8 protein-coding genes and 6 pseudogenes are annotated in these 15,111 nt (G+C 70.4%); 3 read left to right on the top strand and 11 right to left on the bottom strand.

Features of this window, described 5'->3' with window-relative positions; all coding sequences use genetic code 11:
- Positions 1 to 14: 14 nt before the first annotated feature.
- From E2C04_RS08430 to E2C04_RS08415, 4 genes and pseudogenes are all read right to left on the bottom strand, one after another.
- A complete protein-coding gene (locus tag E2C04_RS08430) occupies positions 15 to 944 on the bottom strand; it encodes an ABC transporter permease (RefSeq protein WP_229721629.1) in 930 nt (309 codons plus the stop codon).
- A gap of 232 nt (positions 945 to 1,176) precedes the next feature.
- Positions 1,177 to 2,968 (bottom strand): annotated as a pseudogene (gene aspS / locus E2C04_RS08425) (aspartate--tRNA ligase).
- The gene (hisS, locus tag E2C04_RS08420) at positions 2,965 to 4,320 is read right to left on the bottom strand and encodes a histidine--tRNA ligase (protein WP_135832266.1); all 1,356 of its coding nucleotides are present in this window, start codon (positions 4,318 to 4,320) and stop codon (positions 2,965 to 2,967) included. The pseudogene aspS and the gene hisS overlap by 4 nt, the downstream one beginning before the upstream one ends.
- Positions 4,320 to 5,042 carry an MBL fold metallo-hydrolase gene (locus tag E2C04_RS08415; protein ID WP_135832265.1) on the bottom strand — a complete coding sequence of 241 codons (723 nt, stop codon included), beginning with the start codon at positions 5,040 to 5,042 and terminating at the stop codon, positions 4,320 to 4,322. Before E2C04_RS08415 ends, hisS begins: the two co-directional genes overlap by 1 nt.
- 107 nt (positions 5,043 to 5,149) lie before the next feature.
- On the opposite strand from E2C04_RS08415, the gene E2C04_RS08410 reads away from it, so the two are divergent.
- The gene (locus E2C04_RS08410) at positions 5,150 to 6,388 is read left to right on the top strand and encodes a DUF349 domain-containing protein (RefSeq protein ID WP_135832264.1); all 1,239 of its coding nucleotides are present in this window, start codon (positions 5,150 to 5,152) and stop codon (positions 6,386 to 6,388) included.
- A gap of 82 nt (positions 6,389 to 6,470) precedes the next feature.
- Here the strand turns inward: E2C04_RS08410 and E2C04_RS08405 are convergent.
- From E2C04_RS08405 to ruvC, 6 genes and pseudogenes are all read right to left on the bottom strand, one after another.
- A pseudogene (locus tag E2C04_RS08405) lies at positions 6,471 to 8,701 on the bottom strand (RelA/SpoT family protein).
- Positions 8,702 to 8,788: 87 nt separating this feature from the next.
- Positions 8,789 to 9,306: pseudogene (locus tag E2C04_RS08400) on the bottom strand (adenine phosphoribosyltransferase).
- A gap of 38 nt (positions 9,307 to 9,344) precedes the next feature.
- The gene (gene yajC, locus E2C04_RS08395) at positions 9,345 to 9,641 is read right to left on the bottom strand and encodes a preprotein translocase subunit YajC (RefSeq protein WP_158630642.1); all 297 of its coding nucleotides are present in this window, start codon (positions 9,639 to 9,641) and stop codon (positions 9,345 to 9,347) included.
- A gap of 51 nt (positions 9,642 to 9,692) precedes the next feature.
- Positions 9,693 to 10,784 (bottom strand): Holliday junction branch migration DNA helicase RuvB, encoded by a 1,092-nt coding sequence (gene ruvB / locus E2C04_RS08390; RefSeq protein WP_135832262.1) that lies wholly within the window; start codon positions 10,782 to 10,784, stop codon positions 9,693 to 9,695.
- On the bottom strand, positions 10,784 to 11,380 hold the full coding sequence (ruvA, locus tag E2C04_RS08385) for a Holliday junction branch migration protein RuvA (RefSeq protein WP_135832261.1): 597 nt from the start codon (positions 11,378 to 11,380) through the stop codon (positions 10,784 to 10,786). The genes ruvB and ruvA overlap by 1 nt, the downstream gene beginning before the upstream one ends.
- Positions 11,377 to 11,948, bottom strand: a pseudogene (gene ruvC, locus E2C04_RS08380) (crossover junction endodeoxyribonuclease RuvC). The gene ruvA and the pseudogene ruvC overlap by 4 nt, the downstream one beginning before the upstream one ends.
- Between ruvC and E2C04_RS21385 the strand changes: the two are divergent.
- Together E2C04_RS21385 and E2C04_RS19600 are read left to right on the top strand one after the other, a co-directional pair.
- Positions 11,857 to 13,152 (top strand): annotated as a pseudogene (locus E2C04_RS21385) (PhoX family protein); the annotation flags it as partial. The pseudogenes ruvC and E2C04_RS21385 overlap by 92 nt on opposite strands.
- A gap of 127 nt (positions 13,153 to 13,279) precedes the next feature.
- A pseudogene (locus E2C04_RS19600) lies at positions 13,280 to 14,272 on the top strand (PhoX family protein); the annotation flags it as partial.
- 62 nt (positions 14,273 to 14,334) lie between these two features.
- On the opposite strand, the gene E2C04_RS08370 reads toward E2C04_RS19600, so the two are convergent.
- On the bottom strand, positions 14,335 to 15,099 hold the full coding sequence (locus E2C04_RS08370; RefSeq protein WP_135832260.1) for a YebC/PmpR family DNA-binding transcriptional regulator: 765 nt from the start codon (positions 15,097 to 15,099) through the stop codon (positions 14,335 to 14,337).
- Positions 15,100 to 15,111: the final 12 nt, after the last annotated feature.

Genomic DNA, 15,111 nt, shown 5'->3' with positions numbered 1-15,111 from the left:
TGTGGGGCCGGGCCTCAGCGGTCCGACTTCGGGTCGAGCGCGTCTCGCAGTCCGTCACCGAGAAGGTTGAACGACACGACCAGCGCAGCGATCAGGATGGCGGGGGCGAAGAAGTAGACCGGCGCCGTCTCCGCGTTGCGCAGGGCGTCGAAGAGGACGTTGCCCAGCGTCGGGGTCGGCGGCTTGATGCTGACCTGCAGGTAGCTCAGCGCGGCCTCGGCCGAGACGAACGCCGGCATGATCAGCGTGAACTGCACGAGGATCGGCGCCCACAGGTTGGGCAGGATCTCGCGGAAGTAGATGCGGCTGCGGGAGGCGCCCAAGAGCGTCGCTGCGTGCACGAACTCCCGCTCGCGCAGGGAGAGGACCTGACCGCGCACGATGCGGGCGATGCCGGTCCAGCCGAAGGCGCCGAGGACCGTGATCACGTAGACCGACTGCGCGGCGTTGCCCTTGGGGACCCCCACCACCTCCACGATGAAGGCGATGGCCACAACGTTGAGCGCCAGCAGCATGAGGGTCTGCGGGAAGGCCAGGGTCAGGTCGATGATGCGACCCAGGATGGCGTCGACCCAGCCACCTGCCACACCGGAGACGATACCGACCACGACGCCCAGCAGGACGGCGATGATGGTGGCCGAGAGGGCGATGCCCAGCGAGAAGGTCACGCCGTACCACATGCGGGCGAGCGAGTCGCGGCCCAGACCCGGCTCGACGCCGAGCCAGTGTTCAGAGGTGATGCCGCCCCAGGCGCCCTTTGGCAGGCCGAACTCGTCGAGCAGCTGCTGGTTCGACGAGTAGGGGTCGATCCAGTCGAGCCAGACGAAGAGCGGCGCGAGGATCGCGGCGACGACGAAGAACGTCACCACGGCCAGGGCCGCCATCGAGAGCTTGTCCTTCAGGAAGCGAGCCTTGGCCAACTGCATCGGCGACTTGCTCTCCACCGACTGCACCTCGAGAAGCGACCCCTCCGACGCGCGAGGAAGGTGGCTCTCGAGTTCACTGCTTGGCGCTGTCATTCCCACCTCTGAGCCTTGTTTGTGACACACAACGACCAGGGCGAACAGCCCGAGTCACAAGCCAAAACTCTAGGTGGGAATGACAGCGTTGAGCACTAGCGGCGAGTAACGATCCGGTCTCGGCCTAGCACGAATCAGCCTCTAGATCTCGATAAGATCACGCTTCGGACACGATCTCCTCCGGGGTGGCGTCCACGCCCGCCTCGGCGCGCTGCTGCTCGGTGATCGGGGCCGGTGCCGCGGTGAGCGGGTCGAAGCCGCCGCCCGACTTCGGGAACGCGATCACGTCGCGGATCGAGTCGGCACCGCCCAGGATCGCGACCACGCGGTCGAGGCCCAGCGCGATGCCGCCGTGCGGTGGCGCGCCGAACTTGAAGGCGTCGAGCAGGAAGCCGAACTTCTCGTCGGCCTCCTCCGGCGTGATGCCCATGATGTCGAAGACGCGCTTCTGCAGGTCCTCGCGGTGGATACGGATCGACCCGCCACCCAGCTCGGAGCCGTTGCAGACGATGTCGTACGCGTAGGCCAGGGCCGCGCCCGGGTCCTGCTCGAGGGAGTCCATGAACTCCGGCTTCGGCGAGGTGAAGGCGTGGTGGACGGCGGTCCAGGCACCTGCACCCACGGCCACGTCACCCGAGGCGACCGCGTCGTCGGCCGGCTCGAAGAGCGGTGCGTCGACGACCCAGGTGAAGGCGAAGGTCGACTCGTCGATCAGGCCACAGCGACGACCGATCTCCAGGCGGGCGGCACCGAGCAGCGCGCGGCTGGCCTTGGCGCCGCCGGCGGCGAAGAAGATGCAGTCGCCCGGCTCAGCGCCCCGTGTGGGCTGCGAGCCCCGCCTTCTCGACGTCGGAGAGGTTCTTGGCGACGGGGCCGCCGAGCTCACCCTCGGCCGAGACGGTGACGTAGGCCAGGCCCTTGGCGCCACGCTGCTTGGCCCACTCCTGCCACGCGTCGAACTGACGACGCGGCTGCGAGGCGCCACCCGGCATGACCACGGCACCGACGTAGGGAGCCTGGAAGACGCGGAAGGTGGTGTCGGCGAAGTACGCGGTGCAGTCGACGAGCTCCTGGCCCATGCGGAGGTCGGGCTTGTCGGAGCCGAACCGTGCCATCGCGTCCGCGTAGGTGATCCGCGGCAGCGGCGTCGAGATCTCGTGACCCGCCTGGGCCCAGACCTGGACGAGGATCTCCTCCATCAGCGCGATGACGTCGTCCTGGTCGACGAAGGACATCTCGATGTCGAGCTGGGTGAACTCCGGCTGCCGGTCGGCACGGAAGTCCTCGTCGCGGTAGCACCGCGCGATCTGGTAGTAGCGCTCCAGGCCGCCGACCATCAGGAGCTGCTTGAAGAGCTGGGGGCTCTGCGGCAGGGCGTACCAGCTGCCGGGGTGGAGGCGCGCAGGCACCAGGAAGTCGCGGGCGCCCTCGGGCGTGGAGCGGGTCAGCGTGGGCGTCTCGACCTCGACGAAGTCGTGGCGGTCGAGCACGTCGCGCATCGCCTTGTTGACCTTGCTGCGCAGGCGCAGCAGGCGCTGGGGCTCCGAGCGTCGCAGGTCGAGGTAGCGGTACTTCAGACGCGTCTCCTCCCCCACCTCACCGCCCTTCGAGGCAGCAGCGTCGTCGATCGGGAACGGCAGCGGCGCGGAGGTGTTGAGCACCTCGATGTCGGCAGCAACGACCTCGACCTCACCGGTGGCCAGGTTGGGGTTGACGTTGTCGGCCGTGCGGGCGACCACCTCGCCGGTGACCTTCAGGCAGAACTCGTTGCGCAGGCTGTGCGCCACGGCCTCGTCGCGGACGACGACCTGGACAACCCCGCTGGCCTCACGCAGATCCAGGAAGGCCACGCCTCCGTGATCGCGACGACGGGCCACCCACCCGGCGAGGGTGACGGTCTGGCCGACGTGCTCGACGCGCAGGGCGCCGGCGTCATGGGTGCGGATCACTGGATCTCCTTCTGGGGGATGTGCGTGACGACCTGCGGGCGCAGGTCCTCGGTGGGTGGGGTCCAGGTCGCCGGATCGGCAGCGACCTGGTCTCCCGAGCGGATGTCCTTGACCTGGTGCGAACCGTCGGCCTGGGTGAACCAGACGTACGGGATTCCGCGGCGTTCCGCAAACCTGATCTGCTTGCCGAACTTGCTCGCCGTGGCCGCGACCTCGCACGGCACGCCGCGAGTACGCAGGGCCGTGGCGACGGCGGTCGACCCGGCCCGCGACTCCTCGTCGGTCAGGGCGACCAGGACGGCGCTGGGCACCTGGCGGTCGGCGACCAGGTGGCCCTTGCTGAGCAGCGGCACCAGGACGCGGCTGACGCCGAGCGAGATGCCGACGCCGGGGTACGTCGTACGGCCGTCGGTGGCCAGGGCGTCGTAGCGCCCACCGGAGCAGATCGAGCCGAGCGACTCGTAGCCGTCGAGGCGGGTCTCGAAGACCGTGCCGGTGTAGTAGTCCAGGCCTCGGGCGATCTTGAGGTCGGCCTCGATGCGCACGGTGTCAGTCACGATGTCCTGGCAGGCGCGCATCAGGGCGGCGAGCTCGTCGAGCCCCTGGGTCAGGAGCTCGTGCTCGACGCCGAGGGCGCGCACCTGCTCGACGAAGGAGTCGTCGGGCGTGCAGATCCGCGCCAGTCCGAGCACCTTGTCGGCCTGCTCGTCGCTCAGGCCGGCCTCGGCCACGAGCATCTCGCGGACCTTCTCCTCGGGCAGCTTGTCGAGCTTGTCGACCAGGCGCATCGCCTCGTCGGTGTCGGCCAGCTCGAGCCCGACGTAGAAGCCCTGGAGGAGCTTGCGGTTGTTGACCTGGAGCCGGAAGCCGGGCAGGAAGGTCAGCTGCGACAAGGCCTCGAGCATCACCCGGGTGACCTCGACGTCGTGGTGGAACGGCAGCTCGCCCTGGCCGACGATGTCGATGTCGGCCTGGGTGAACTCGCGGAAACGGCCCTCCTGCGGACGCTCGCCCCGCCAGACCTTCTGGATCTGGTAGCGCCGGAAGGGGAACTCGAGCTTGCCGGCGTTCTCCAGGACGTAGCGGGCGAACGGGACGGTCAGGTCGAAGTGCAGACCCATCCCGGCGTCCTTGCCCGCCTCGGTGTCCTGCAGGCGCTTGAGGACGTAGACCTCCTTGGAGGTGTCCCCCTTGCGCAGCAGCTGATCCATCGGCTCGACGGCGCGGGTCTCGATGCCCGTGAAACCGTGCAGCTCGAAGGTGCGCGACAGCGTCCGGAGGACCTCCACCTCGACGCTGCGCTGGGCAGGCAGGAACTCGGGGAACCCGCTCAGCGGGCGGGGCTTGCTCATCACAGTCCTCGGGTGACTCGGTCGGTGTCGCCGGAGTCCATCAGGTCCAGCAGGTACGGGTTGGTGACGCGCTCGCGACCGATGGACGTCTGCTCGCCGTGGCCGGGCAGCACGACGACGTCGTCGTCGAGGGTCAGCACCTTGTCGCGCAGGCTGCGCAGGATCGTGGGGTGGTCGCCACCGGGCAGGTCCGTGCGACCGATGGAGCCGGCGAAGAGCAGGTCGCCGGAGAACATCACCTGGGAGATGTCAGCGTTGCCCCCACTCGCGCCGTAGGGCGTGCGGAAGGTGACCGACCCCTGGGTGTGGCCCGGCGTGTGGTCCACGACGAACTCCAGGCCGGCCAGCTCCAGGGTCTGCGCGTCGGCGAGCTCGCGCACGTCGTCGGGCTCGGCCCACTCGTAGTTGCCGCCGAGCAGCATCTGGGTGGTCTCCCGCGACATGCCGGCCATCGGGTCGCTGAGCAGGTGGCGGTCACTGGGGTGGATCCACGCCGTCGCGTCGTAGGTGCCGGCCACCGGGGCCACGCACCACATGTGGTCGATGTGGCCGTGCGTCACGAGCACCGACACCGGCTTGAGCTTGTGCTCGCGCACGACGTCGGTCACTCCGGCGGCCGCGTCCTTCCCCGGATCGACCACCACGCACTCGTTGCCGGGGCCGGTGGAGATGACGTAGCAGTTGGTTCCCCAAGGACCTGCGGGGAAGCCGGCGATGAACACGTGGGTGACCTTCAGTTCGTCGGATCGGGCGTCTGGAGCCCCGGATCGGGGCTGGCAGGCAGTCAGCCTACCGAGCCTTCCACCCCGAGTGACTAGCATGGGCGACCATGAGCGCTGAGAAGCAGTCCGAGTGGGGCCGCGTGGCCGAGGACGGCACCGTTTTCGTGAAGACCAGCACCGGGGAACGGGCCGTCGGCTCCTACCCCGACAAGACCCACGAGGAGGCGTTGGCGTTTTTCGTGGAGCGCTTCGCCAGCCTCGAGTTCGAGGTGCAGCTGCTGGTCCAGCGCGTGAACGCGGCGAAGATGTCGCCCGAGGAGGCCGTCGCGGCCGTCAAGACCGTGCGCGAGCAGGTGACCGGGGCCAACGCCGTCGGTGACCTCGACGGGCTGATCGCCCGGCTGGACGCCCTCGGCCCGGTCATCGCCACGCAGCGTGAGGCACGCCGTGCCGAGCGTGCGGCGCGCACCGCGGAGTCGAAGGTCGCGAAGGAGCGGATCGTCGCCGAGGCCGAGGCCCTCGCCGAGAGCAGCAACTGGCGCGACGGCGCCAACCGGCTGCGCGACCTCCTCGAGGAGTGGAAGGCACTCCCCCGTCTCGACAAGGCCGCCGACGACCAGCTGTGGCGCCGCTTCTCCGGCGCGCGCACCACGTACACCCGCCACCGCAAGGCGCACTTCGCCGAGCAGCACGAGAAGCGCGACGCCGCCCGCGCCGTGAAGGAGCGCCTGGCCCAGGAGGCCGAGGCACTCGCCGACAACACGGACTGGGGCCCGACCTCGGGCCGTTTCCGTGACCTGATGCGCGAGTGGAAGGCCGCCGGCCCCGCCCCGCGTGAGCACGAGGAGAAGCTGTGGAAGCGGTTCCGCGGCGCGCAGGACGCCTTCTTCGGTGCCCGTGACGCGGCCAACGCGGCGCTCGACGCCGAGTTCGCCGACAACGCGGTCGTGAAGGAGGGCCTGCTGGCCGAGGCCGAGGCCCTGCTGCCCGTGACCGACGTCGAGGCTGCCAAGGCCGCCTTCCGCGACATCGCGGACCGCTGGGACGAGGCCGGCAAGGTCCCCCGCGACCGGATCAAGGACCTCGAGGGACGCCTGCGCAAGGTCGAGCAGGCCATCCGGGGCGTCGAGGACGAGCAGTGGCGTCGTACCGACCCGGAGAAGTCGGCCCGCGCCGACGACATGATCGGCAAGCTGCAGGCCGCCATCGACGACCTGCAGGCGAAGCTCGACAAGGCGAGGGCCGCCGGCGACGACCGCAAGGTCAAGGAGCTGGAGGAGAACCTGGCCTCGCGCCAGGCCTTCCTCGACATGGCCCGCAAGGCCTCGGAGGAGTTCTCGGGCTGATCCCCGGTCCTCGTACGCACGAAGCCGCCGTTCCCCCTCGGGGAGCGGCGGCTTCGTCGTGCTGGCGACGCGGGCGGGGCGGTTACTGCGTGACGCGGTAGGCGTCGAAGACGCCGGGCACGCCTCGTACGGCACGCAGCACGTTGTCGAGGTGCGTGGCGTCGGCCATCTCGAAGGTGAAGCGGCTCTTCGCGACCCGGTCGCGCGTCGTCTGCAGCGTCGCGCTGAGGATGTTGACGTGCGTGTCGGCCAGCGCCATCGTGATGTCGGAGAGCAGCCGGGCCCGGTCCAGCGCCTCGACCTGGATGTTGACCAGGAAGGTGCTCTGGGAGTTGGGCTCCCACTCCACGTCGATGAGCCGCTCCGACTGCGCCTCGAGGTCGCCCGCGTTGGTGCAGTCCTTGCGGTGGACCGAGACGCCACCGCCCTTGGTCACGAAGCCGAGGATCTCGTCCGGCGGCACCGGGGTACAGCACTTGGCCAGCTTGACCCACACGTCGCTGCTGCCCTGGACGACTACGCCGCTCTCGGTGGGCGACGGCTGCTTCGGCCGGTTGCGGCGGCCGGTGATGGTGACGGCCTCGGCCATGTCCTCGGCGGCGCCCTCGGTGCCACCGTGGAGCTGGAGGACGCGCTGGACCACGGCCTGGGCGGACAGGTTGTGCTCCCCCACCGCCGCGTAAAGCGCGGTGACGTCGGCGAGCTTGAAGTGCTCGGCGACCTGGGTCAGGGAGTCGTGCGAGAGCAGGCGCTTGAGCGGCAGGCCCTCTTGCGCATCATCTTGGCGATGGCGTCCTTGCCGCGCTCGATCGCCTCCTCGCGGCGCTCCTTGGTGAACCACTGACGGATCTTGGAGCGGGCGCGCTGCGACTTGACGAAGTTGAGCCAGTCGCGCGAGGGCCCGGCGGTCGACGCCTTGGAGGTGAAGACCTCCACCACGTCACCGTTGTCGAGGGTCGACTCGAGCGGCACCAGGCGTCCGTTGACCCGGGCACCGATCGTGTGGTGCCCGACGTCGGTGTGCACGGCGTAGGCGAAGTCGATCGGCGTGGCACCCGTGGGCAGCGCGATCACGTCACCGCGGGGCGTGAAGACGTAGACCTCGGCGCGGTTGATCTCGAAGCGCAGCGAGTCCAGGAACTCGCCCGGGTCCTCGACGTCGCTCTGCCAGTCCATGAGCTGGCGCAGCCAGGCCATGTCGTCCTTGTCGGCCTGGCGGTCGGTGTCGACGCCGGTGCGCGAGTCCTCCTTGTACTTCCAGTGCGCGGCGACGCCGTACTCGGCGCGGCGGTGCATCGCGAAGGTGCGGATCTGGATCTCCACCGGCTTGCCGGTCGGGCCGATCACCGTCGTGTGCAGCGACTGGTACATGTTGAACTTCGGCATCGCGACGTAGTCCTTGAAGCGGCCGAGGACCGGGTTCCAGCGGCCGTGCAGGACGCCCATCACCGCGTAGCAGTCACGGTCGTCGTCGACGAGGACGCGGATGCCCACCAGGTCGTAGATCTCGGAGAAGTCACGACCTCCGACGATCATCTTCTGGTAGATCGAGTAGTAGTGCTTCGGCCGACCCGTGACCTTCGCCTTGATCTTGGCGTCGCGCAGGTCCTGCTCGACCTGGGCGATCACCTGGGCCAGGAACTGGTCGCGCGACGGCGCACGCTCGGCGACCAGCCGCACGATCTCGTCGTAGATCTTCGGGTGCAGCGTGGCGAACGCGAGGTCCTCCAGCTCCCACTTGAGAGTGTTCATGCCGAGCCGGTGGGCCAGCGGCGCGTAGATGTCGAGCGTCTCGCGCGACGTGCGCTCCTGGCTCGCCTGGGGCACGTAGCGCAGCGTGCGCATGTTGTGCAGGCGGTCGGCCAGCTTGATCACGAGCACGCGGATGTCCTTGGACATCGCCACGATCATCTTGCGGATCGTCTCGGACTGCGCCGCCGCGCCGTACTGGACCTTGTCGAGCTTGGTGACGCCGTCGACGAGGGCGGCGACCTCCTCGCCGAACTCGGCGGTGAGCTCCTCGAGCGTGTACGGCGTGTCCTCGACGGTGTCGTGCAGCAGGGCCGCGACGAGCACCGGCTCGGTCATGCCGATCTCCGCCAGGATGGTCGTGACCGCCAGCGGGTGGGTGATGTAGGGGTCGCCGCTCTTGCGCTTCTGCGGCGCGTGCAGCCGCTCGGCGGTGCGGTACGCCCGCTCCAGCAGGGCCAGGTCGGCCTTGGGGTGGTTGGTCCGCACCGCCCTGAACAACGGCTCGAGGACCGGGTTGCCGGACTGGCTGCGGTTGCCGATCCGGGCCAGGCGCGCACGCATGGAACGACCGGTCGTCCCGTTGTCGGCGGGGCGGGGCCGTTCGACTGCTGCGCGGTTGTCCTCGACCATTGCGTCAGTCTAGTCGGGTCAGATCACGGCCAGGGCGGTGCAGGCCACGTCGTCGAAGGCGTCACGCCCGCTGAGGAAGCCCAGCTCCATCAGCACGGCGGCCCCGACGACCACACCACCGGCCGACTCGACCAGGCGGCGGGTGGCGGCGATGGTCCCGCCGGTGGCGAGCACGTCGTCGACGAGCAGCACCCGGTCGCCGGGCGACACGGCGTCGGCGTGCATCTCCAGGGTGGCCTCGCCGTACTCCAACGAGTACGACTCGCTCAGGCACTCGCGGGGCAGCTTGCCGGCCTTGCGCACGGGCACGAAGCCGGCCTCCAGGTTGAGGGCGACGGGCGCGGCCAGGATGAAGCCGCGGGCCTCCATGCCGAGCACCTTGTCGACGACGACGGCGCCCGACTCGTCACGGCCGGCGTCGGCCAGCGCGACGATCGCCGCGTGGAAGCCGTCGTGGTCGGCGAGCAGCGGAGTGATGTCCTTGAAGACGACCCCGGCTCGGGGTAGTCGGGGACGTCGAGGATCAGTCGGTCCATCGCCTCACGGGCGATGCCCAGGTGGTCAGCCACGCGGATCACAGCTCCTCGTGGGTGTCGGGGCCGGGCTGCTCGGGGCCGGGCTGATCGGGCGCCTCGACGGCTGCGATGGCGCCTCGGGCCACCTCGAGGACGACGCCGTCTGCGACGCGCACGTGGACACGGTCGTCACCCAGCTCGGTGATCACGGCGAAGATGCCGGAGGTCAGCACGACCTTGTTGCCCACTGCGAGGCCAGCCTGGAGCTTCTGGACCTCCTTCTGGCGCTTCGACGCGGGGCGGACGATCAGCAGCCAGAACAGGAGTGCGATGGCGACGAGGGGAAGGAACTCCACGAGTAATCCTCTGTGAGTGGATGAAGACAACTCCCCGAGTCTACGGGGCATTCACTCCTCGAAGAGAGCCTGCTGCGCCCCGAACGACTCGACCGGCGGCGTGAGTCCCAGGTGCTGCCAGGCAGCGGGCATCGCGACCCGACCGCGGGGCGTGCGGGCCAGCATGCCGTTGCGGACCAGGAAGGGCTCGGCAACCTCCTCGACGGTCTCGCGCTCCTCCCCCACGGCCACGGCCAGCGTCGACACCCCGACCGGTCCCCCGCCGAAGCGGCGGCACAGGACGTCGAGGACCGCGAGGTCGAGCCGGTCCAGCCCGAGCTCGTCGACCTCGTACAGCTCCAGGGCAGCGCGCGCCACCTTGCGGTCGAGGACCCCGTCGGCCCGGACCTGCGCGTAGTCGCGCACGCGACGCAGCAGGCGGTTGGCGATGCGGGGCGTGCCGCGCGAGCGCGACGCGATCTCGGCCGCCCCCTCCCCGGTGAGCTCCACCCCGAGCAGGCCGGCCGAGCGGCGCACGATCCGGTCCAGCTCGCTGGGCTCGTAGTACTCGAGGTGCGCGGTGAAGCCGAAGCGGTCCCGCAGCGGTCCCGGCAGGAGGCCCGCCCGGGTGGTCGCCCCGACCAGGGTGAAGGGCGGGATGTCGAGCGGGATCGCGGTGGCGCCGGGTCCCTTGCCGATGACCACGTCGACCCGGAAGTCCTCCATCGCCATGTAGAGCATCTCCTCGGCGGGACGCGACATCCGGTGGATCTCGTCAACGAAGAGGACGTCGCCCTCGTTGACGCCACTGAGGATCGCGGCCAGGTCGCCGGCGTGCGTGATGGCAGGGCCGCTGGTCAGGCGCAGCGCGGTCTGCATCTCCGCCGCCACGATCATGGCCAGGGTCGTCTTGCCCAGTCCGGGGGGACCGGAGAGGAGCACGTGGTCGGGGGCGCGACCGCGCTGGCGGGCCGCCTCCAGCACGAGCCCGAGCTGGTCACGCACGCGCTGCTGGCCGACCACCTCGTCGAGCGTCCGGGGCCGCAGCGCCGCCTCGACCGCCCGGTCGTCACCGTCGGCCTCGGCCTGCACGAGCGTACGCAGGTACTCCTGCTCGGCGGCCTCCAGCGGGTCCGTGGCCGACCACTCGTCGGAGAAGGCCATCAGGCCTTGCCCAGCTTCTGGAGGGCCGCGCGCAGCAGGGCCCCGACGTCGGTGGGGTCGCTCGCCTCGCTGACCACGGCGTCGACCGCCTTGTCGGCCTCCTTGGCCGACCAGCCCAGGCCGATGAGCCCCTGCAGGACCTGCTCGCGCCCTGCGTCGGAGGCCGACGGGGCGGCCGCACCGGCAGCACCGCTGGGCGCACCGATCCGGTCCCGTAGCTCCAGGATGATCCGCTGGGCGCCCTTCTGCCCGATCCCGGGGACCCGGGTCAACGCCTTCACGTCGTCGTCGGCGATCGCGCGCCGCAGCGTGTCCGGGGTCATCACCGCCATCACCGCCTGGGCGAGCTTGGGGCCGACGCCGGTGGCAGTCTGGACGAGCTCGAAGCACGCCTTCTCGTCCTCGTCGAGGAAGCCGAAGAGCGTCATCGAGTCCTCGCGCACCACGAAGCTCGTCGCCAGCTGCGCCTCCTGGCCGTGGCGCAGCGACGCGAGCGTCCCGGGCGAGCAGAGCACCTGCAGGCCGACGCCTCCCACCTCGACGACGGCGGAGGTGAGGTTGACACCGGTGACGGTGCCACGGACGTACGAGATCACGGGCGACTCCTCGGGATGCGGCTGGTGGTGACGAGGTGCGAGGTACGGGTGGTGGGTGCCGAGGCGGCACGCTGGGTCTCGGCGGCAGCCCGCAGACGGTCGGCCGCTCCCCCGCGCCAGATGTGGGTGATGGCCAGGGCCAGCGCGTCGGCGGCGTCGGCCGGCTTGGGAGGGCCTCCAGCCGCAGGATGCGCGTGACCATGGCGGTGACCTGCGCCTTGTCGGCACGCCCACTCCCGGAGACGGCCGCCTTGACCTCGCTCGGGGTGTGCAGGGCGACGGGCAGGCCGCGTCGGGCGGCTGCCACCAGGGCGATGCCGCTGGCCTGCGCGGTGCCCATGATGGTGCTCGAGTCGGAGCGGGCGAAGATGCGCTCGACGGCCACGGCGTCGGGGCGGTACTCGTCGATCCAGGCGTCGATGCCCTTCTCGACCGTCACCAGGCGCTCGGCGACGTGCAGGTGCGAGCTCGTGCGGATGACCCCCACGTCGAGCATCGACAGCGGCCGGCCGATCTCTCCCTCGACGACGCCGATGCCGCACCGGGTCAGTCCCGGGTCAACACCCAGCACCCGCATGGCAGCCTCCTCGTCGTACGCATGTCCGAACACATGTTCGCATGAGCACGCTATCCCGTGGAGCAGGCCGGGGCGGGGACGACACGCGTCCGGCCACTGTTCGTCGTCCGTTCACCGCCGGCCCACCCCCTCGTCGGCCAGCCCCGTCAGGGTCGCCGTGAACCGCACCATCTCGGGCGTTGCCGTGGCGACGCCGTCGTACCCCGATCACGGAGGATCGATGACCCCCTCACCCTGCGCTGCAGGCACCGCGACGAACGACACCGCAGCTCCTGGCGCCCAACTGCTCGGGCTGCCGCGCCGCGGACCGCACGGCTCCCGCAGCGCCATGACCTGCGCCTTCCGGTGCGGCAACGCCTGCGACATGCCGATCCCCAACGTCTCGGGCAACGAGGAGTTCCACGACGTCGTCGGGCGGGCGATGGCGCGTCGCCAGGTCCTGCAGGGCGGCGTCGCGGCGGCTGCCGTCGGCGCCCTGGCGCTGGCCCACGGCACTCCTGCGGCGGCCGCGCCGCACCGGGGCCCGCGCCCCCGACCCGGTGGCTCCGGCGCGGGCACCTGGCCCTTCACCCCGGTGGCGCCCAACCGGGCGGACGAGGTGACCGTGCCCGACGGCTTCACGGCCGAGCTGCTCATCGCCTGGGGGGACCCGGTGACCCGCCACGCCCCTGCCTTCGACGTACGACGCCAGAGCGCCGCCGCTGCCCGGTCCCAGTTCGGCTACAACAACGACTACGTCGGGCTCGTGCCGCACCCGGCCCGCAAGGACCGCGCCCTGCTGGTGGTCAACCACGAGTACACCGACGAGCCCCTGATGTTCCCGGCCGGCACCCACACCCCCGAGCAGGTGCTCGAGGTGGCGATCGCCAACCACGGCATGTCCGTGGTGGAGGTCCAGCAGGGCCGCTCGCCGGGGCAGTGGAGCGTCGTCAACCCCCGCTCGACCCGGTACAACCGACGCCTGCACGACCGCACGGTCTTCGACGTCACGGGCCCGGCGGCCGGCGACCCGCGACTGCGCACGCAGGCGGACCCGTCCGGACGCCGGGTGCTCGGCACCTTCAACAACTGCGCCGGCGGCACCACGCCCTGGGGCACGGTGCTGAGCGGCGAGGAGAACTTCAACCAGTACTTCGACGCGAGCGGCGACCTCGACCCGCGCTACGCGGCCTCGTACGCCCGTTACGGCATCAGCGGCTCCGGGCGCGGGTGGAGCCAGGTGGACGCCCGCTTCGACCTCACCGCCGAGCCCCGAACCGTTCCGCTTCGGCTGGGTCGTCGAGGTCGACCCGACGGACCCGCACTCGCGTCCGCGCAAGCACACGATGCTGGGCCGCTTCAAGCACGAGGGCGCCAACGTCACCGTCGCGAGGAGCGGGCACGTCGTGGCCTACATGGGCGACGACGAGCGCGGCGACTACCTCTACCGCTTCACCTCGCGCCACACCTACGACCCGCGGCCCTCTGCCCGCGCGCGGCGCCACAACATGTCCCTGCTCAGCGAGGGCACGCTCTGGGTGGCGCGCCTGACCGGTGACGGCACCGCCGACGGCGTGCACGACGGCACCGGGGAGTGGATCAAGCTGGCCGACGAGCGGCGCTCGTACGTCCCGGGCATGTCGCTGGCCGACGTGCTCATCGACACCCGCCTCGCCGCCGACGCCGTCTCACCGACCCGCATGGACCGCCCCGAGGACGTCGAGGTCAACCCGGTGAACGGTCGCGTCTACGCCGCGCTGACCAACAACTCCAACCGCGGCAGCAGGTTCCCCGCCGACGAGCCGAACCCGGTGACCACCTCGTACGTGCGGTCCTCCCTCGACGCCCCGTTGAAGCCGGCGTCGGGCAACCGCAACGGCTACGTGCTCGAGATCGAGCCCGGTCGCGGCGGGCACACCGGCACCTCCTTCACCTGGAACCTGATGCTCGTCTGCGGTGACCCCCAGGCCCCCGAGACGTGGTTCGCCGGCTTCCCCAAGCAGCTGGTGAGCCCGATCAGCTGCCCCGACAACGTGGCCTTCGACCGCACCGGCAACCTGTGGATCTCCACCGACGGCAATGCGCTGGGCTCCAACGACGGGCTCTTCCGGGTGCCGGTGGAAGGTCCGCGGCGCGGGCTCGTCGAGCAGTTCCTCACCGTGCCGCTGGGCGCCGAGACGTGTGGCCCCTTCATCTCCCCGGACCAGCAGTCGGTCCTGGTCGCGGTGCAGCACCCCGGCGAGATCGACGGGGCGACCTTCGAGACCCCGGCCAGCACCTGGCCGCACACGCACGCGTTCCCGCGCCCGGGCGTGGTGGTCGTACGCCGCACCTGACCTGACGTGGACGCACGAGGGGCCCGGGAGCAGCTCGCTCCCGGGCCCCTGCGCGTGCCGGGTCAGGCGTCGAGCTCGGCCATGACCTCGTCGGAGACGTCGACGTTCGCGAAGACGTTCTGCACGTCGTCGAGGTCCTCGAGGGCGTCGATCAGCTTGAAGACCTTCGCCGCGGCGTCGGCGTCGACGGGGATGTCCAGGCTCGCCACGAACTCGACCTCCGCCGACTCGTAGTCAATGCCGGCCTCCTGGAGCGCGGAGCGCACGGCGACCACGTCGTTGGGGTCGGAGATGATCGTCAGGTTCTCGCCGGCGTCCTTCACCTCGTCGGCCCCGGCGTCGAGGGTGGCCTCGAGGACGTCGTCCTCGGTGACCTCCTTGCCGTCCTGCGACTTGGCCACCACGACGACGCCCTTGCGGTCGTACAGGCGCGAGACCGAACCGGGGTCGGCCATCGTGCCGCCGTTGCGGGTCACCGCGGTGCGGGTCTCCATGGCGGCACGGTTCTTGTTGTCCGTGAGGCACTCGACCAGCAGGCCGACACCGCCGGCGCCGTAGACCTCGTACATGATCGACTCGTAGTTGACGCCGCCACCGTCGATGCCGCCGCCGCGCTTGACCGCGGAGTCGATGTTCTTGTTGGGGACCGACTGCTTCTTGGCCTTCTGGATGGCGTCGAAGAGGGTCGGGTTGCCGGAGGGGTCGGGGCCTCCCATCTTCGCCGCGATCTCGATGTTCTTGATCAGCTTGGCGAAGAGCTTGCCGCGCTTGGCGTCGATCGCGGCCTTCTTGTGCTTGGTGGTCGCCCACTTGGAGTGGCCTGACATACGTCCCTCTTC

The sequence above is a fragment of the Nocardioides daphniae genome, assembly GCF_004777465.1.
Classification (GTDB): Bacteria; Actinomycetota; Actinomycetes; order Propionibacteriales; family Nocardioidaceae; genus Nocardioides; species Nocardioides daphniae.
The sequence above is the reverse complement of the archived record's forward strand: the minus strand, read 5'-3'. Positions and strand labels throughout refer to the sequence as shown.